Raw genomic sequence first — 17,548 nt, 5'->3', positions numbered from 1 at the left:
GAGGCCGCGGCAGCCGGGGCGGCCGGGGCGGATCAGCCCAGGATCCCGCGGTCGTAGGCGACCGCGACGGCCGCCGCCCGGTCCTTGACGCCGAGCTTGGCGTACAGGTGGCTGAGGTGGGTCTTGACGGTGGCCTCACTGATGAACAGCTCGCGGGCGATCTCCCGGTTGGAGGTGCCCCGGGCGACCAGCACCAGCACCTCGCGCTCGCGCGCCGACAGCGGTTCGCTGCCCGCGGCGGGGGCGCGGACCGCGGAGACCAGCCGGGAGGCGACGGCCGGGGAGAGCACCGAACGGCCCTCGGCGGCGGCCCGGACGGCGGCGAGCAGGTCGTCGCGCGGGGCGTCCTTGAGCAGATAGCCCGTGGCGCCCGCCTCGATCGCGGGCAGGGTGTCGGAGTCGGTGTCGTACGTCGTCAGCACGAGCACCTTGGCGCGGGCGCCGCGACGGGTCAGCTCCCGGATGGCGTCGACGCCGGAACCGCCCGGCATCCGCAGGTCCATGAGGACGACGTCCGGGTCGAGCGCGGCGGCCTTCTCCACCGCCTCCGCACCGCCCGTCGCCTCGCCGAGCACGGTGAATCCGGGGGTGGCCTCGAACATGCCGCGCAGACCGTCCCGTACGACCGGGTGGTCGTCGACGATCAGCAGCGAGATGGGGGTGTCATCGGTCATCGCCCACCAACGGTACGCGAGCCGAGACGGCCGTGCCGTGGCCCGGTTCCGACTCGATGGTGAGGGAGCCCGCGATGCGTTCGGCGCGGGCCCGCATGCCGTCCAGGCCGAAACCGCCGGCCCGGGTGCGGGCGGGCACGGCGAGCGGGTCGAAGCCGCGGCCGTCGTCGCGTACGTCGAGGGAGATCTCGTCGCCCATGTAGGACAGGGTGACGCCGACCCGGGTGGCGCGGGCGTGCCGGGCCGCGTTGGACAGGGACTCCTGGGCGATGCGCAGCAGCGTCGCCGAGACCTCGTCGTGCACCTGCTCGCTGGTGCCGGTCAGGGTGAAGTCGGCCCGGCAGCCGGTGCGTTCGCCCCACTCGGCGACGGTGTCGCGCAGCGCCTCGGGCAGTCCGGCGTCGGCGAGGGCGACCGGGGCGAGGTTGTGCACCGAGCGGCGGGCCTCGCCCAGGCTGTGCCGGGCCAGCTCCATGGCGCGCTCCACGTGCGCGCGGGCGGCGGCCCGGTCGGTGGTGTTCGTCACCACCCGCAGCTGGGCGATGATGCCGGTCAGGCCCTGGGCGAGGGTGTCGTGGATCTCGGCGGCCAGCCGGCGGCGTTCGTCGGCGACGCCCGCCTCGCGGGCCTGCACGAGGAGCTGGGCGTGCAGCGCGGCGTTCTCGTCGAGGGCCTGCTGGAGGGCGGCGTTGGTGCGTTCCAGCTCGGCGATGGTGGACGCCTGGGCCCGGCTCCGGGCCTCCTCCTGCTCGGCGAACCGGGTGAAGACCGCGACCAGGGCGATGTTCGCGCCGAGCACGACGAAGAAACCCAGCCACAGGACCGTGCCGTGCGGCGGCATGCCCCCGATCTCGCTGCCGGCCATGGTGACGGCGGTCAGGCACAGGCCGGGCAGCACCAGTCTGGGCGGCAGTTGCCGGGCGGCGGTGTAGTAGCCGGCCACGGCGTAGAAGGCGAAGAACGGGTTGAGCCAGGTCAGGACGAAGCCGAGCGCCCAGCGCACGAAGTACAGGCAGGCGCTGACCCGCCCCGGCTCCGGCCGGGTCCGCGACCAGCGCCGCCAGCCCACCTGGAGGGCCAGCGCGACACCGGTCAGGACGAGGGCCAGGCAGATCTCCGTCCGGCTCATGCCGATCCCGGCCGCCGCGCCCGCCGAGGTCAGCACGGCCACGCCGAGCAGCGCGTACGGCCCCCAGCCGTCGAAGGTCGCGCGCGGCTGCTTCCACTCGGCACTCGTCATGCGCCCAGTGTCCGGCACGGCGCCGGACGGGGCGGGGCCGCCGGTCATTCCCAGCGGAACCAGCGGGCGGCACCGGCGGTGAGCAGCACCGTCCAGCCGACGAGCACGGCCAGGTGCGTCCAGCCCGGCCAGTGCCCGGCGGCGGCCTGGTCCAGGGCCTGGGCCGCCGCGCCGAAGGGGGTGTAGCCGACGGAGCGGGCGAGCACGTGGGGCATGGCCCGCACCGGCACCCACAGTCCCGCGCAGAACATCATCGGGAAGAGCACCGCGCTGCCGACCGCACCGGCGATCTTCGTGGTGCGCGACAGCGCGGAGATCACCGAGCCGAGCGCGAGGGCGACCGCGACGGCCAGCAGCAGGGCGAGCGCGTAGCCGAAGGGCTGCTCGGGCAGGCGGACGCCGAAGGCGATCCGGCCCACGAGCAGGGCGAGCACCGCCGAGCACAGGGCCGCGCCAGCGAAGACCACCATGTGCGCGGTGAGCAGCACCACGGGCCGGACCGGGGTGGCCGACATCCGGCGCAGGATGCCGCGCTCGCGGTAGCCGGTGAGGACCTGGGGCATGGCCTGGAGCCCGCCGAGGATCAGCCCGAGCAGCACCGCCACCGGTACGTAGGTGTCGACGAGCCGCAGCCCGCCGAGCGAGTCGTCGTGCTCCCGGAAGGACGGGATGGAGCCGAGGATGCCCAGCAGCAGGGTGGGGAACAGCAGGATCCAGAAGATCGCGCCGGGCTCCCGGCGGAACAGCCGCGCCTCGGTGCGCAGCACGGCGGGGTCGAAAGCGGCGGAACTCATGCGGCGGCCTCCGTCAGGTCGAGGAACGCGTCGTCGAGCGTGGCGTCGCTGACGCGGAGCTGGTGGGCGGTGATGTGGTGGCGGGCGAGCAGCGTGATGACGGCGTTCACGGTGGCGTCGGTGCCGGACAGCGTGATCCGTCCGTCCTTGAACGCCACCGAGGCCAGTTCGGGCAGCGCGTTCAGGTCACCCTCGTCCACCGGCGCGGACGGGGTGAAGCTGATGACGGTGGCGCCGGCCGAGCGCCGGATCAGCCCCTGCGGGGTGTCCAGGGCGGCGACCCGGCCCTGGTCGATCACGGCGATCCGGTCGCACAGCCGCTGCGCCTCCTCCATGAAGTGCGTGACCAGCAGCACGGTGACACCGCTCGCCCGGACGTCCTCGATGAGCTGCCAGGTGTCGCGCCGGGCGCGCGGGTCGAGCCCGGTGGTCAGCTCGTCCAGGACGACGACCCGGGGGTTGCCGATGAGGGCCAGCGCGATGAACAGCCGCTGCTTCTGGCCGCCGGACAGCTTGGCGAAGCGGGTGGTGAGCTTCGGGGCGAGCCCCAGCCGCTCGGCGAGCGGGCGCCAGTCGGCGGGGTGCGGATAGAAGGAGGCGTACAGCTCCAGCGCCTCACGGACGGTCAGCTTGGCCTGGAGCTCGCTCTGCTGGAGCTGGGCGCCCAGCACCCGGGCGACCTGCTCGCGTTCGGCGACCGGGTCGAGGCCGGTGACCCGGACCCGGCCGGAGTCGGGGACACGCAGCCCCTCGACGCACTCGACGGTGGTGGTCTTTCCGGCGCCGTTGGGACCGAGGACGCCGAAGATCTCACCCTCCTCGACGGCGAAGGAGACGCCGTCGACGACGGCCCGGCCGCCGTAGGACTTGCGCAGTTCGCTGACTTCGATGATGGACATGGCACCAGCGTCGCGGCGCGCGGGGCCCGCGCACATCGCCCGACGCGCTCGAAGCCGCATCAGCCGATCGGTTGACGGGACGCCGCGATGAGTTGATACGGCGCTACGACCACCCGGCCCCGGGACCGGCCCCGACCGGGGGGGGCGGCCGGACCCGATGGGCCGAGGACCGGCGGGAAAGGCAGAACCAGCGGAACCGGGACCCAGCCCGGACGGCAGGAGCGGCGGGCCGAGGGGCTGAATCCCGGGCGAGCGGACCCGGCAGGCCCGGGGCCGGACGGGCACGCGCGAACGGGGCCGGATCCGGACGGGCAGGCCCCGGGGACTCGGACGGGGCAGCGGACCCGGAGGGGTCCGATCCGGCCGGGCGGGTCCGGGGGTGCGCGAGGACCGGGCAGGCGGATCCGGGCGGGGTCGGGACCCGGCAGGCGGGCCCGGAGGGGTCGGTTCCCGGCAGGCGGGCCCGGAGGGGACGGGTCCCGGCGGCCAGGCCCGGAGGGGGCGGAACCCGGCAGGCGGACCCGGAGGGGTCGGGTCCCGGCGGGCGGCGCCGGAGGGGGCGGGTCCGAGTGGGGGATTCGGCGGGATCGGGGGCGGATTCGGGCGGGTGGGTCCGGGGGGAGCGTGCGCAGGTCGTAGGACCGGCGGCGGAGCGCGGCTCGGCCAAAACTCGGTGGGCGTTGTCAGTGCTGGTCCGTAGTCTCCGAGGTGATGACCACGACACCCGCCCCCGCAGAGGTCAGCTCCGACCGTCCCGCCGATCCGTCCGATCCCTCCGGTCCCGCCGGACCCACCGGACCCGCTGGTCCTTCCGGGCTCCCGGGGCCCGGGGAGCGGTCCGCCGTCCGTACGCTGCTGCGGCTGTGGCCGTTCGTGCGCCCGGTGCGCGCCCGGCTGTCCGTCGCCGCGGGCGTCGCGATCGTCGCCTCCTGTGTGGGGCTGGTGATCCCGCTCGTGCTGAAGTGGCTGGTGGACGGGCCGGTCGCCGACGGGGACCGGGGCGGGGTGTGGCTCGGGGCGCTCTACCTGCTGCTGCTCGGCGTGGCCGAGGCGCTGCTGTTCGGGCTGCGGCGGTGGCTGGTGGCGCGCCCGCTGTCGCGGGTCGAGGCGCGGATGCGGGCCGCTCTCTACGAGCGGCTCCAGCGGTTGCCGATCGCCTTCCACGACCGGTGGGCGTCGGGCCAGTTGCTCTCCCGGGGCACGACCGACCTGATGCTGCTGCGCCAGTTCCTCGCCTTCCCTCTGACGTTCCTGCTCGTCAACGGCGTGACGATCCTGGTGGGCGTGGTCATCATGCTGCTCCAGGAGTGGTCGCTGGGCCTGGTGATGCTGGCCCCGGCCGTGCCGCTGGTCGTGTTGAGCGCGCTCTTCGAGAGGCGGTACGCGCGGGTGGCGCGGCGGGCGCAGGACCAGGTCGGTGACCTGACGACGGTGGTCGAGGAGAGCGTGCTCGGCATCCGCGTCATCAAGGGGTTCGGCCGGCACCGCAGCCAGGCGCGCGCGTTCCGCGAGCTGTCGGCCACCCTGCGCGGCACCGAGCTGAGCAAGGCGCGGCTGCTGGCGACGATCTGGGCCGTCATCATGACCCTGCCCGAGGTGGCCATCGGCGCCACGCTGGTGGTGGGCGCCGTGCAGGTCTCGGACGGCTCGCTGTCGGCGGGCACCCTGGTCGCCTTCCTGTCCACGGCCCTCGCGCTGCGCTGGCCGGTGGAGTCGATCGGCTTCCTGCTCGCGATGAGCCAGGAAGCGGCGACCGCCACGGAACGCTACTTCGAGGTGCTGGACGAGCGGCCGGAGTCCGCCGGGCCCGCCCTGACGCCCGCGGACGGCACCGCGGACGACACCGCCGACAACGGCACGCGCGCAGGCGGCCTGCGCTTCGAGGACGTCCGCTTCCGCTACCCGGACGCGCCGCCCGGCTCCCCGCCGCTGCTGGACCGCGTCGACCTGCACATCCGCCCCGGTGAGTCGATGGCCCTGGTCGGTGCGACCGGAAGCGGCAAGACCACGCTGACCGCGCTCGTCCCCCGGCTGCACGAGGTGACCTCCGGCCGGATCACCCTGGACGGCACGGACATCCGCGCGCTGGACCGGGAGACGCTGCGCACCCTCGTCTCCGTCGCCTTCGAGGAACCCACGCTCTTCTCCGCGAGCGTCGCGGAGAACGTCCTCATGGGCGCCGAGGGCGGCACGGACGCGCCGGGCGGCGACGAGCTGGACCGCGCCCTGGCCGTGGCGCAGGCCGACTTCGTGCACGCGCTGCCGCAGGGCACCGCCACCCAGGTCGGCGAGCAGGGCCTGAGCCTGTCCGGCGGCCAGCGCCAGCGCCTCGCGCTGGCACGGGCGGTCGTGGGCCGGCCGCGCTTCCTGATCCTGGACGACCCGCTGTCCGCGCTCGACGTGCACACCGAGGCCGCCGTGGAGGCGGCGCTGCGCCAGGTGCTCACCGGCACCACCGCCCTGATCGTGGCGCACCGCCCCTCCACGGTGCTGCTGGCCGACCGTGTCGCCCTGCTGTCCGGCGGCCGGATCAAGGCCGTGGGCACCCATCAGGAACTGCTGCGCACCGACGCCGAGTACGCGCATCTGATGGCGGGCGGACGGCCCCCCGCCTCCCCCGGCGAACCGAGCGGACACGACACCGCGAACCAGCACACGGATCAGCACACGGCCCGGCACACGAATCAGCACACGGCCCAGGAGGACGACGAGCGATGACAGCCCCGACGACGTCCGTCCCGGCCGCCGGGGGCCCCGGGGACCCCGGGGACCTGCCGCAGGCCGACGGCACCGGCGGCACCGGCGGCCCCGGCCCCGGCGACTCCTTCGACAAGGACGTGCTGCCCGCTCCCCCGGGTGCCACCGGCGCCCTGCTGCGCTCGCTGCTGGCGCCCATGAGGGCCCGGGTGGCCGTCACCACACTGGTGCTGCTGCTCCAGCAGGCGGCCGTGCAGGCGGGCCCGCTGCTGGTGGCGTACGCCATCGACACGGCCGTACCGGCGTTCCGCGCCCACGACCACGGGCCGCTCATGGCGGTGGCCGCGGGCTATCTGCTGTGCGCGCTCGCCTCGGGCGGCCTCCAGTGGGTGTTCATCGTGGCCGCCGCCCGGGTCAACCAGGACGTGCTGCTGGACCTGCGCGGCCGTATCTTCCGGCACGCGCAGGCGCTCAGCGTGGACTTCCACGAGCGCTACACCTCCGGGCGGCTCATCTCCCGGTCCACCACGGACGTGGAGTCGCTGCGCGAACTGCTCGACGAGGGCCTCCAGGAGCTGATCACGGTCGTCCTGTCCTTCGTGTCCATCGCGGCGCTGCTGCTCTGGCTCGACCTCGGGCTCGGCGCGGTCGCGGTGGCCTCGTTCGTGCCGCTGTACCTGCTGGTGCGGCTCTACCAGCGGCGCGCCGGCCGGGTGTACCGGGAACGGTCCACGGCGATCGCGGCGGTCATCGTGAAGTTCGTGGAGACGATGAACGGCATCCGGCCGGTGCGGGCGTTCCGCCGGGAGGCGGCCAACGACGCCGCGTTCGCCGGTCTCAACCGGCGCCACGAACGGGCCAACGGCGACGCTCTCCTGGAGATGGCCCGCTATGTCGTCGGCTCCCGCCTGGTGGCGAACACCGCGGTCGCGCTGATCGTGCTGTGGGGTGCCTGGCGGGTGGCGGACGGCTCGCTGGCGCTGGGGGTGCTCGCGGCGGCCGTGCTGTACCTGCGGCGGCTGTACGACCCGATCGACCGCCTGGGCATGTTCCTCAACTCCTACCAGTCGGCGGCGGCCTCCCTGGAGAAGATCGCGGGTCTGCTCGCGCAGACCCCGTCGGTGCCGGAGCCGTCCGCGCCCCGGCGGCTGCCGCCCCCGAGGTCGGCGCTGCCGGGCCGCGAGGTGGTCTTCGACGGGGTCAGCTTCGCCTACCGCACCGGCGGCGAGGTGCTGCCCCGCTTCGACCTGACGCTCCCGGCCGGGCAGACCGTCGCCGTGGTCGGCTCCACGGGCGCGGGCAAGTCGACCCTGGCCAAGCTGCTGGCCCGCTTCTACGACCCGACCGAGGGCCGGGTGCTGCTGGACGGGACGGACCTGCGCGAGCTGGCCGTGCCCGAACTGCGGCGCGGGGTGGTGATGGTGACGCAGGAGGCGTTCCTGTTCTCCGGGACGGTCGCCGAGAACATCGCCCTGGGCCGCCCCGAGGCGAGCCGCGAGGAGGTCGAGCGGGCCGCGAAGGCGATCGGCGCCCACGACTTCATCAGCGCCCTGCCCGACGGCTACGACACGGACGTACGCAAGCGCGGCGGCCGCATCTCCGCCGGGCAGCGCCAACTGGTGTCCTTCGCACGGGCGTTGCTGGCCGATCCGGCGGTGCTGATCCTGGACGAGGCGACCAGTTCGCTGGACGTGCCCGGCGAGCAGGCCGTGCAGCGCGCGATGGCCACGGTCCTGCGCGGCCGTACCGCCGTGGTGATCGCCCACCGGCTGTCCACGGTGGAGATCGCCGACCGGGTCCTGGTGATGGAGCACGGCCGGATCGTGGAGGACGGCCCGCCGTCCGCGCTCGTCGCGGGCACCGGCCGGTTCGCCCGCCTGCACCGGGCCTGGCGGGACAGCCTGGCCTGAGCGGGCGGGCGAGCGGACGCGCGGGGAGGGTGCCCTGCTGTTCCTGCTCCCCGTTCTACTTCCCGGCGGGCGTCCGGCAGGTCAGGTCACCGGCCGGGAGCCTGCCCGTGGTCAGGTAGGCCGTGGCGGTCCGGTCCGCGCAGGAGCCGCCGAGGCCGTAGACGCCGTGCCCCTCGCCGCCCTCGACCGTGACCATGCGGGAGCCGTGCAGCGCGCGGTGCATGTTCCGGGCGCCGGGAAGCGGCGTCTGGGAGTCCCACTCGTTCTGGAGGATCAGGGCGGCGACGCCGTTGTCCACCGTCGTGCCGGGCTCGCTGCCCTGCTCCCAGAAGGCGCACGGCTTGATGGTGGAGGCGATGTCGCCGTAGAGCGGGTAGCGCGCCTTGTCGCGGATCGCGTCGCGGCGGTAGCGCTCGGGGTCGCGCGGCCACGAGGTGCGGGTGTCGGCGCAGATGAAGGCCCAGGCGCTCGCGGCCTCGTTGTCGGCGGGGACGGTCCCGGCGGACACCGAGGGGGCCGGGTCCGGGGTGGGCGCGGCCGTGCCGGAGGGGGCGGGCGGCGCCTCGCCCCGGGCCGCCTTCACCAGTTCGGCGACCTTCTCGGCGGCGACGCGGACGTGGACGAACGCGGGACGCAGCTCGGAGCGGATGCCGTCGCCGGTCAGGAGCCGCCCGCCGGAGTCGACGGGGTCGCGGTCGGCCCGGCGGACCAGGTCCCAGAAGCTCTGCCGGACCGCGGCCGGGGTGGCGCCCAGGTGGTAGGTGGCGTCCCGGCCGGCCGTCCACGCGCACCACCGGGTGAAGGCGGCCTCGGCGCCCCTCGCCATCTCCTGGAAGGTGCCCCGCCAGATCAGCGCGGGGTCGGCCGCGCTGTCCAGCACGAACCGGTCGGCCCGCCGGGGGAACAGCTGCGCGTAGACGGCGCCGAGGTAGGTGCCGTAGGAGTAGCCCAGGTAGGAGATCTTCTTCTCGCCGAGCACGGCACGGACGACGTCCATGTCGCGGGCGACGTTGCGGGTGGTGAGGTGCGGCAGCAGGCCGCCCGCGGCCGAGCGGCACTTGTCGGCGACCGTACGGGCCCACCGCACGTCCTTGGCGAACGTCGCGTCCCGGTAGGGGCGTTCGTCGTTCTGCTCGTCGTCGGTGAGACCGCAGCCGAGGGGTGTGCTCCGCCCGACGCCCCGCGGGTCGAAGCCGACGAGGTCGTAGCGCTGCTTCACCTCCCGGGGCAGGTCGAGTGCCGAGGTCACCGGCAGGTCCAGGCCCGAGCCGCCGGGGCCGCCGGGGTTGAGCAGCAGGACGCCGCGGCGCTGCTTCGGGTCGCCCGCCGCCAGCCGGGATATCGCGAGGTCGATCGTCCGGCCGCCCGGATCGGCGTAGTCGAGGGGCACCTTGACGGTCGCGCACCGGAAGGCGGCCGGCTGGTGCGCGTCGCAGCGCCGCCAGTGGGGCCGCTGCGCGGTGTAGGGGCGCAGGGCGTCCGGCGAGGGGGACGTCTGCGGCGTGGCCGCCCGGGGTGCGGCGGCGGCCGTCACGGGCGGCAGTGCGCCCAGGAGGGCCGTCGCGGCGGTGGCGGCCAGCAGGGCGGCCGTCCGCCGTGGGGTGTGGGTCATCGTGCTCGTCCTTGCCGGGCGGAGTCGGCCGTACGGCTCGTCCGCCCTCGTCTGTGTGGGGGGCCGGTGGGCCGGGGCTCCGGTCAGTGCCCGCCGAGCTGGTCGCGGACGCACTGCGTGTACTGGTAAAAGCTGTCGGGCCGGTAGCACTTCTGGGTGTGGTCGGCGTACCAGACCACGAGGACGGCGACCAGGACGGACACCACGACGGCGACGGCCGAGGTCACCAGGCCGGTGACGGCCATGCCCCGGCCGGTGCCGGTCCGTCCGGCCGTCCGCAGCGCGACGGCGCCCAGGACCAGTCCGACGATCCCGAGCGGGCCGCCGATGACGACGACCGACGTGGTCAGCGCGGCGACGCCCAGCACCATGGCGGTGACGGTCAGGCCGTTGCCGCCCCTCCCGCCGGCCCCGGCCCGCGCGTCCGGCCCGGGGCCTGCGGGGTGGTGCGGTGTCCTCGTCGCGTACGTGTCCATGGTCGTCCTCCGGTCGGCTGGGTCAGGGCACGATCCTGTCCTCGAAGGCCGGGGCCGCACATCGCGAAGAAGCGGGAAACGGTTCTCCCCCGATCGGGGGAGAACGCCGGTGACCTGGGCAGTCATACTGGCCGCACCATGACCAGGGGAATCCGGCCGCTGCTGCGCGGCTCCACGTACACGGGCGCGCTGTTCGCATGCTGCGGCGCGCTGGCGAGCATCGCGCTGCTGCCGTTCGTCGCCCTGCTGTCGCCCCTCTGGCGCTTCGCCCCCTACGGCGCGCAGATCGTGCTGGACCTGCTGCTCTGGGCGGTGCTCATCGGCGCGGCCGGGCTGGCCCGCACCACCCGGCGGGTGCTCATCGCCTGCGCCCGCCGGGTGCTGCGGGTGCCGCTGCCCGACCCGGCGGCCGTGCGCCGTCCGGCGGCCGCCCCTGACGGCGGGTCCGCTCCCGCGGCCCCGGCCCCGGCCCCCGCCGCGGCGTCGGGTGCCGACCGCTGGCGGACCCCGCTGTGGCTGCTGCTGCACGTGGCGCTGGGCTGGGCGGGCGCGCTGGTGGGCGGCGTGCTGATCGTCGCCGGACTGATCCTGCCGGGCAACTGGCTCGGCGCCGAGGGCGGTCTCGTCCTGTTCGGCCGGTCGGTGCGGGTGACGGGCGGCTGGGGCAGCTGGGTGGCGGCGCTCGGCTGCCTGCTGCTGGCGGCGACGGTGTGCGCGGTGGTGACCGGCACCCTGCGCCGGGCGGCGCCCAGGCTGCTGGGGCCGTCGGCGGCCGAGCGGCTCGCGCTGGCCGCCGAGCGGGAGCTGCGGCTGGCCGAACGCAACCGGCTGGCCCAGGAACTGCACGACTCCATCGGGCACACGCTGACGGCGACGACCATCCAGGCGGCGGTGGCGGGCGAGGTGCTCGGCGCCGACCCGGCGGCGGCGCGGGCCGCGCTGCGCAGCATCGAGGAGTCGGCGCGCGCCGCGCTGGAGGACCTGGACTACGTCCTGGGCGTGCTGCGCGAGCAGGAGGCGGGCACGGCTCCGGTGCGCACCCTGGCCGATCTGCCCGAGCTGCTGGACCGGCTGCGGCACGCGGGGGCGGTGGTGGAACCGGAGCTGTCGGGCGCCCTCACGCAGGTGCGCGGGACGCTCTCCCGGGCGGCGTACCGCATCGTCCAGGAGGGGCTGACGAACGCGCTGCGGCACGGGGCGGGCGGTCCGGTCGCGGTCCGGGTGGCGGCCGGTGCGGACGTGCTGGAACTCGACGTGGTGAACCGCACCGGGTCGGGTGCAGGACCGGGCGCGGGGGCCTTCCCGGCGTCCGGGCGCGGGCTGTCCGGGCTGGCCGAGCGCGTACGGCTGCTGCACGGCGAGTTCCGGGCCGGCCCGGAGGGGCCGGACCACTGGCGGCTGGCGGTACGGCTGCCGGTACGGTGGCCGGCATGACCGGTTCCGGCGCGGACGCGCACGCCCCGACCGGCCCCGGCGCCGGATCCGCCGCCGCGCCCGTCACCCTGCTGATCGCGGACGACGACGAGGTGACCCGCAGCGGTCTGCGCACGCTGCTCGCGGCGCAGCCGGGTCTCGCCGTGACCGGGGAGGCGGCCGACGGCGCCGAGGCGGTCGAGCGGGCGCGGCTGCTGCGGCCGGACGTGGTGCTGATGGATGTGCGGATGCCCCGCCTCGACGGCATCGAGGCCACCCGGCGGCTGCTGGCGGAGCCCGATCCGCCGAAGGTCGTGGTGATCACCACCTTCGAGAACGACGGCCATGTCACCGCGGCGCTGGGCGCGGGGGCCGCCGGTTTCGTCCTCAAGCGGTATCCGGTCGGGCGGATCGCGGAGGCGGTGCGGGTGGTGGCGGCGGGCGAGGCGATCCTCTTCCCGGCCGCGCTGCGCCGGATGGTCGCGGCCCGCCCGCTGGGCTCCGCCGAGGCGCTGCCGCGGGCGGCCCTGACCGGGCGGGAGGAGGAGGTGCTGCGGCTGATGGCCACCGGGCTGTCCAACCCGGAGATCGCGCGGGCGCTGACGGTGAGCCAGGAGACGGCGAAGACCCACGTGGGCAACGTGCTCACCAAACTCGGCGCGCAGAACCGGACCCACGCGGTGGTGATCGCCTACGAGTCCGGTCTGGTGGTGCCCGGCTTCACCGGCTGACCCGGCCTCACCGGCCGGTGCGCGCCGGACACGGCAGGAGACAGGCGAGACAGGCAAGGCAGGCGGGACAGGGAGGGGGCGCCAGTGATCGACGCCTACGCGGACCCGGGCACGCCCGACAGCCGGGGCGGGTGGTGGTATCTGTGGTGGCTGGTGACCCGGCAGCCGGGGCGTTCGCTCGCCGGGGCGCTGCTGGCGAGTGTGTGGATGGTGCTGCTGGCGGCGACGCCGTACCTGATGTCCCGGGCGGTCGACGACGGGCTCCAGCGCGGGGACATGGGGGCGCTGGCCCTGTGGTCGGGCGCGCTGTTCGCGGCCGGGGCGGTCAACGCCTGGCTGAGCATCCTGCGGCACCGCACGATGACACGGGTGCGCATGGACGCCAACTTCCGCACCGTCAAGGTCGTCGTCGGCCAGGTGGTGCGGCTGGGCGCGGCGCTGCCGCACCGGGCGGGCACCGGGGAGGTGGTCACCATCGGCGTCGGCGACGTGCAGACCATCAGCCAGTGTCTGACCGTGGTCGGCCCCGGAGTCGGCGCGGTCGTCGTCTACGCGGCGGTGGCGGGGCTGCTGCTGTCGGTGTCCGTGCCGCTGGCCGCCGTGGTGCTGCTGGGGGCGCCGCTGACCGCGCTGCTGGTGGGGCCGCTGACCCGGCGGCTGCAGGGTGCCGAGGGCGAGTACCGCGAACGGCAGGGCGTGCTGACCGCGCGCATCGGCGACCTCGCGGGCGGGCTGCGGGTGCTGGGCGGCCTGGGCGGCAAGGGGCTGTTCGCGGACGCCTTCCGGCACGACTCGCGGCGGCTGCGCGAGCAGGGCTACCGGGTGGGCGCGGTGACGAGCTGGCTCCAGGCGCTCGGCGCGGGGCTGCCGGTGCTGTTCCTGGCCGTGGTGACCTGGCTGGCGGCCCGGCTGGCCGCCCGCGGCGAGATCACCGTGGGCCAACTGGTGTCGGTGTACGGCTATGTGGCGGTCCTGGTGACCCCGGTGTCGTTCTTCGTGGAGGCGGGCTACCAGCTGAACCGGGGTGTGGTGGCCGCGCGCCGGGTCGTACGGCTGCTGCGGCTGGAGCCGCAGGAGGACACGGGCACCCTGCCCCCGCCGCCGCGGCCCGCGGAGCTGTACGACCCGGAGTCGGACGTCCGGGTGCGGCCGGGCCGGCTGACCGCGCTGGTCTGCGCGAGCCCCGCCGACGCGGCGGCGGTCGTGGACCGGCTCGGCCGCTACACGCCGTCGGCGGCGACCTGGGACGGGACCCGCCTGGACGCGTACGCCCTGACCGGGGTGCGCGAACGCGTCCTGGTCGCCGACAACGAGGCCGACCTGTTCGCGGGTTCGCTGCGGGAGGTGTTGTGCGGCGCCGGGGAACCCCGGGACCCCCGGCAACACGGTCCGCGGGAGATCGCGCGGGCGCTGCACGCGGCGGCCGCCGAGGACATCGTGCAGGGGCTCGGCGACGGTCTGGAGGCGGCCGTGGCCGCACAGGGCCGCAGCCTGTCGGGCGGGCAGCGGCAGCGGGTGCGGCTGGCGCGGGCCCTGCTGGCCGATCCGGAGGTGCTGCTCGCCGTGGACCCCACCTCGGCGCTGGACGCGCACACCGAGGCGGCGGTGGCGGCCCGGCTGCGGGAGACGCGCGCCGGACGGACCACCCTCGTCACCACCACCTCCCCGCTGGTCCTGGACCACGCGGACACCGTGCTGCACCTGGTCGAGGGCAAGGTCGCGGCGACGGGCTCCCACCGCGCGCTCCTCGCCCGCGAACCGGGCTACCGGGCGCTGGTGGCACGTGATGCGGAACAGGACACGGAGGGGGACGCGGAAGGCGACACGGAAGGGGACGCCGAACCGCCCGTCGCGGGCACCGCGCAGGAGGCCGCGCGATGACGGCGGACGGAACCGAGGGCCAGGGCCGGCTGCCGGTCGCCGGGCGCGCGCGGGTCCGGCGGGCCGCGCTGCGTCTGATCGCGGCGGACGGGCGGGCGTTCACCGGCGTCCTCGTCCTGAACGTGCTGGCAGCGGCGGCGGGGCTCGCCGGTCCGTGGCTGCTCGGCCGGATCATCGACCAGGTGCGCTCCGGCGGCGGGGCGCACGGCGTGGACCTGCTGGCCGCGGGGCTCCTGGCCGCCGCGCTGGCGCAGCTCCTGCTGGCGCGCTGGGCCCGGTACGCGGGCCACCGCTTCGGCGAACGCACCCTGGCGCGGGTGCGCGAGGAGTTCGTGGACCGGGCGCTGGCCCTGCCCGCCGCGGTGGTCGAGCGGGCCGGCACCGGCGATCTGACCACCCGCGGCACCGCCGACGTGGCCGCCGTGGGCACCACCTTGCGCACCGTGGGCCCCGAACTGCTGGTCAGCACCGTGCAGGCGGTGTTCGTGCTGGCCGCCGTGTTCCTGCTGAACCCGCTGCTCGGGGCGATCGGCCTGCTGACGCTGGCGCCGGTCGGGTGCGCGCTGCGCTGGTACCTGCGCCGGGCCAGGGACGGCTATCTGCGCGAGGGCGCGGCCGGCTCCGAGGTCGCCGAGGTGCTGGCGGAGACGGCCCGGGGAGCCCGTACCGTCGAGGCGTTCGGGCTGGCCGGGCGGCGGATCGCGGCGAGCCGCGACGCGCTGGAGGAGTCCCGGCGCGCCCGGTTCCACACGCTGTTCCTGCGCAGCGTGTTCTTCCCGGCCGTCGAGGTGTCCTATGTGCTACCCGTGGCCGGGGTGCTGCTGGCCGGCGGGGCGCTGCACGCGCACGGCGCGGTGACGGTGGGCGCGGTGGTGGCCGCCGCCCTGTATCTGCGGCAGTTCACGGAGCCGCTGGACCAGATCCTGATGCATGTCGAGCTGCTCCAGAGCAGCGGCGCCTCCTTCGCCCGGGTCGAGGGCCTGGCCGCGGCCCCGCGCCCGGTCCCGGCGACCGCCGACGCACCGGCGGACGACCGTATCGACGTGGCCGGGGCCCGGTACGCGTACGAGCGCGGCGGCGAGGTGCTGCGCGGCGTCGACCTGTCGGTGCGGCCCGGGGAGCGGCTGGCCCTGGTGGGGCCGTCCGGGGCGGGCAAGACGACGCTGGCCAGGCTGCTGGCGGGCGTGGACGCGCCGACCGCGGGCTCGGTGACGGTGGGCGGGGTGCCGGTCGCCGCGCTGGAACCGGAGACACTGCGCCGCCAGGTCGTCCTGGTCACCCAGGAGCACCATGTGTTCCTGGGCAGCGTCCGGGACAATCTGCGGATCGCCGAACCGAAGGCGACGGACGGGCAGTTGTGGGCGGCGCTGGCCGCGGTGGGCGCCGACTCCTGGGTGCGGGAGCTGCCGGACGGCCTGGACACCAAGCTGGGCTCGGGCGCGCGGCCCGTCGACGGTTCCCGGGCCCAGCAACTCGCCCTGGCCCGGGTCGTGCTGGCCGATCCGCACACCCTGATCCTGGACGAGGCCACCGCGCTGCTCGACCCGGCCACGGCCCGCCACACCGAGCGCGCGCTGGCCGCCGTGCTGCGCGGCCGTACGGTCATCGCCGTCGCGCACCGGCTGCACACCGCCCATGACGCCGACCGGGTGGCCGTGCTGGAGGACGGCCTGCTGACCGAACTGGGCACCCATGACGAGCTGGTGGCGTCGGGCGGCGCGTACGCGGCCCTGTGGCACACGTGGCACGGGGACACGGAACCGGGCGGGGAGGCGGAACCGGGTGGGGAGGCGGAACCGGGTGGGGAGGCGAAGCCGGGCGGGGACGCGGACGCGCGGTCCTAGGTCCGCGGTCGTCGCATTCCCACCGCCTTCCCACCGCCTTCCCGCCGTCCGCCCGGAGGGCAGGGGCGGGCGCGGGAGTGCCGAAAGCGCCGCGCGGCACGGGACCGCGGGCGCCGGGACGGTCAGGGCAGCGCGGGCGGGGTCCAGTCGGCGTGCCGGAGGACGGCCCGCATCGTGACGGTGTCGGGGGCCAGCCGGAGGGCGGTGTTGCGCAGGGCGACGGCCGCCGGGTGGGCCAGCCGCTGCCCCATCCGGCCGGCCCGGCGGGCGGCGCGGGCCACGGCCTGGCTGCGCGGGCGGCGCTCGGCGTCGTAGCGGGCCAGCGCCTGCGCGGTGGACGGCTCCGCGGCGAGCGCGGCGGCGAGGGTGACCGCGTCCTCCAGGGCCTGGCAGGCGCCCTGGCCGAGGTGCGGGGTCATGGCGTGGGCGGCGTCGCCGAGCAGGGCGACGCGGCCCACGGTGAAGGCGGGCAGCGGGACCGTGAGTTCGTGGATGTCGTGGTGCAGTACGGCCTCGGGCCGGGTGGCGGCCAGCAGCGCCGGGACGGGCTCGTGCCAGTCGGCGAAGCGGCGGCGCAGCGCGGCGAGCGGGTCGGCGGGGCGCACACCGGGCGGCGCGTCGAGCACCGCGTGCCATTCCGCGCGGCCGTCGCGGAAGGCGATGTGCCCGAACTCGGCCCCCCTGCCCCAGGTGAGCGCGAAGTCGGTGCGCAGCTCCACCGGGTGCGCGGTGACGGCGCGCAGCACGGTCGAGCCGCTGTAGGCGGGGCCGGGGTGGTCCGGGAAGAGCCGGCGGCGCAGCCGGCTGCCCACGCCGTCGGCGGCGACGACCAGATCGGCGTCGAGCACGTCTCCCGGGCCGGTGGCGGTGGCGCTTTCGCCGCCGGTCCCGTCCAGGAGCACCCGCACCCGCCCGCCGTCGCTGTCGTCGACGGACCGCACCTCGGCGCCGGTGCGCAGGCACCCCTCGGGCAGGGCGGCGCGCAGGGCGCGGTGCAGGTCGGCGCGCGGGATGCCGACGATGGGCGTGCCCAGCCGGCGTTCGAGGACGGTGCCGTCCATCCGGGCCAGCCAGCGGCCGCCGGGGACGCGGGTGCCGCCGGTGTACTGGGGCCGGGCGGCGGCGCGTACGGCCGCGCCGGCGCCGAGGGCGTCCAGGGCGCGCATGCCGTTGGCGTGCAGGGAGATGCCCGCGCCCACGTCCGCCAGGACCGGGGCGCGTTCGGCGACCACCACCTCCCAGCCGACCGCGCGCAGCCCGATCGCCGCGGCCAGTCCGCCGATGCCGCCGCCCACCACCACCGCGCTGCCGCCCATGCCGGTCCCCTTCGTCCGTGGCGCACGCCCGTCGCCGGGCTTCTACATCTGTAGAAGGAGC

The 17,548-nt window shown here is 75.9% G+C and carries 13 protein-coding genes; 6 read left to right on the top strand and 7 right to left on the bottom strand.

Features of this window, described 5'->3' with window-relative positions; genetic code table 11:
• Nucleotides 1-32 precede the first annotated feature (32 nt).
• The 4 genes from A8713_RS22075 to A8713_RS22060 are packed head-to-tail and all read right to left on the bottom strand — an operon-like array spanning nucleotide 33 to nucleotide 3,607.
• Nucleotides 33-674, bottom strand: a complete 642-nt coding sequence (locus A8713_RS22075) for a response regulator (RefSeq protein WP_064535352.1) — start codon at nucleotides 672-674, stop codon at nucleotides 33-35.
• On the bottom strand, nucleotides 664-1,914 hold the full coding sequence (locus tag A8713_RS22070; RefSeq protein ID WP_064535351.1) for a sensor histidine kinase: 1,251 nt from the start codon (nucleotides 1,912-1,914) through the stop codon (nucleotides 664-666). Before A8713_RS22070 ends, A8713_RS22075 begins: the two co-directional genes overlap by 11 nt.
• A gap of 44 nt (nucleotides 1,915-1,958) precedes the next feature.
• Entirely contained in the window at nucleotides 1,959-2,708 is a 750-nt protein-coding gene (locus A8713_RS22065; RefSeq protein WP_064535350.1) for an ABC transporter permease, read from the bottom strand.
• A complete protein-coding gene (locus tag A8713_RS22060; RefSeq protein WP_018568578.1) occupies nucleotides 2,705-3,607 on the bottom strand; it encodes an ABC transporter ATP-binding protein in 903 nt (300 codons plus the stop codon). Before A8713_RS22060 ends, A8713_RS22065 begins: the two co-directional genes overlap by 4 nt.
• A gap of 711 nt (nucleotides 3,608-4,318) precedes the next feature.
• Here A8713_RS22060 and A8713_RS22055 point away from each other — a divergent pair.
• Both A8713_RS22055 and A8713_RS22050 read left to right on the top strand, forming a co-directional pair.
• The gene (locus A8713_RS22055; protein ID WP_064535349.1) at nucleotides 4,319-6,325 is read left to right on the top strand and encodes an ABC transporter ATP-binding protein; all 2,007 of its coding nucleotides are present in this window, start codon (nucleotides 4,319-4,321) and stop codon (nucleotides 6,323-6,325) included.
• Nucleotides 6,322-8,214 carry an ABC transporter ATP-binding protein gene (locus A8713_RS22050; RefSeq protein WP_064535348.1) on the top strand — a complete coding sequence of 631 codons (1,893 nt, stop codon included), beginning with the start codon at nucleotides 6,322-6,324 and terminating at the stop codon, nucleotides 8,212-8,214. Before A8713_RS22055 ends, A8713_RS22050 begins: the two co-directional genes overlap by 4 nt.
• 55 nt (nucleotides 8,215-8,269) lie before the next feature.
• Here the strand turns inward: A8713_RS22050 and A8713_RS22045 are convergent, their stop codons facing one another.
• Both A8713_RS22045 and A8713_RS22040 read right to left on the bottom strand, forming a co-directional pair.
• Nucleotides 8,270-9,826 carry an alpha/beta hydrolase gene (locus tag A8713_RS22045; RefSeq protein ID WP_064535347.1) on the bottom strand — a complete coding sequence of 519 codons (1,557 nt, stop codon included), beginning with the start codon at nucleotides 9,824-9,826 and terminating at the stop codon, nucleotides 8,270-8,272.
• Between the two features lie 83 nt (nucleotides 9,827-9,909).
• Entirely contained in the window at nucleotides 9,910-10,302 is a 393-nt protein-coding gene (locus A8713_RS22040) for a DUF4190 domain-containing protein (RefSeq protein WP_064535346.1), read from the bottom strand.
• A gap of 138 nt (nucleotides 10,303-10,440) precedes the next feature.
• Here A8713_RS22040 and A8713_RS22035 point away from each other — a divergent pair, with 138 nt between their 5' ends.
• The 4 genes from A8713_RS22035 (at nucleotide 10,441) to A8713_RS22020 (ending at nucleotide 16,171) form a co-directional block, all read left to right on the top strand.
• Nucleotides 10,441-11,736, top strand: coding sequence for a sensor histidine kinase (locus A8713_RS22035; protein ID WP_064535345.1), 1,296 nt, complete (start codon nucleotides 10,441-10,443; stop codon nucleotides 11,734-11,736).
• Nucleotides 11,733-12,446: a response regulator transcription factor gene (locus tag A8713_RS22030; RefSeq protein ID WP_037873805.1), complete on the top strand. Its 714-nt coding sequence runs from the start codon at nucleotides 11,733-11,735 to the stop codon at nucleotides 12,444-12,446. Before A8713_RS22035 ends, A8713_RS22030 begins: the two co-directional genes overlap by 4 nt.
• Nucleotides 12,447-12,530: 84 nt before the next feature.
• The gene (locus tag A8713_RS22025; protein ID WP_064535344.1) at nucleotides 12,531-14,327 is read left to right on the top strand and encodes an ABC transporter transmembrane domain-containing protein; all 1,797 of its coding nucleotides are present in this window, start codon (nucleotides 12,531-12,533) and stop codon (nucleotides 14,325-14,327) included.
• Entirely contained in the window at nucleotides 14,324-16,171 is a 1,848-nt protein-coding gene (locus tag A8713_RS22020; protein WP_064535343.1) for an ABC transporter ATP-binding protein, read from the top strand. Before A8713_RS22025 ends, A8713_RS22020 begins: the two co-directional genes overlap by 4 nt.
• Before the next feature lie 122 nt (nucleotides 16,172-16,293).
• On the opposite strand, the gene A8713_RS22015 is transcribed toward A8713_RS22020, so the two are convergent.
• Nucleotides 16,294-17,487 (bottom strand): FAD-dependent monooxygenase, encoded by a 1,194-nt coding sequence (locus A8713_RS22015; protein WP_064535342.1) that lies wholly within the window; start codon nucleotides 17,485-17,487, stop codon nucleotides 16,294-16,296.
• Nucleotides 17,488-17,548: the final 61 nt, after the last annotated feature.

This window comes from Streptomyces sp. SAT1 (genome assembly GCF_001654495.1).
Taxonomy (GTDB): Bacteria; Actinomycetota; Actinomycetes; order Streptomycetales; family Streptomycetaceae; genus Streptomyces; species Streptomyces andamanensis.
The sequence above is the reverse complement of the archived record's forward strand: the minus strand, read 5'-3'. Positions and strand labels throughout refer to the sequence as shown.

Coding starts and splice junctions, on each gene's coding strand:
- A8713_RS22075 (WP_064535352.1), bottom strand. CDS start 674: ATGACCGATGACACCCCCATCTCGCTGCTGATCGTCGACGACCACCCG.
- A8713_RS22070 (WP_064535351.1), bottom strand. CDS start 1,914: ATGACGAGTGCCGAGTGGAAGCAGCCGCGCGCGACCTTCGACGGCTGG.
- A8713_RS22065 (WP_064535350.1), bottom strand. CDS start 2,708: ATGAGTTCCGCCGCTTTCGACCCCGCCGTGCTGCGCACCGAGGCGCGG.
- A8713_RS22060 (WP_018568578.1), bottom strand. CDS start 3,607: ATGTCCATCATCGAAGTCAGCGAACTGCGCAAGTCCTACGGCGGCCGG.
- A8713_RS22055 (WP_064535349.1), top strand. CDS start 4,319: ATGACCACGACACCCGCCCCCGCAGAGGTCAGCTCCGACCGTCCCGCC.
- A8713_RS22050 (WP_064535348.1), top strand. CDS start 6,322: ATGACAGCCCCGACGACGTCCGTCCCGGCCGCCGGGGGCCCCGGGGAC.
- A8713_RS22045 (WP_064535347.1), bottom strand. CDS start 9,826: ATGACCCACACCCCACGGCGGACGGCCGCCCTGCTGGCCGCCACCGCC.
- A8713_RS22040 (WP_064535346.1), bottom strand. CDS start 10,302: ATGGACACGTACGCGACGAGGACACCGCACCACCCCGCAGGCCCCGGG.
- A8713_RS22035 (WP_064535345.1), top strand. CDS start 10,441: ATGACCAGGGGAATCCGGCCGCTGCTGCGCGGCTCCACGTACACGGGC.
- A8713_RS22030 (WP_037873805.1), top strand. CDS start 11,733: ATGACCGGTTCCGGCGCGGACGCGCACGCCCCGACCGGCCCCGGCGCC.
- A8713_RS22020 (WP_064535343.1), top strand. CDS start 14,324: ATGACGGCGGACGGAACCGAGGGCCAGGGCCGGCTGCCGGTCGCCGGG.
- A8713_RS22015 (WP_064535342.1), bottom strand. CDS start 17,487: ATGGGCGGCAGCGCGGTGGTGGTGGGCGGCGGCATCGGCGGACTGGCC.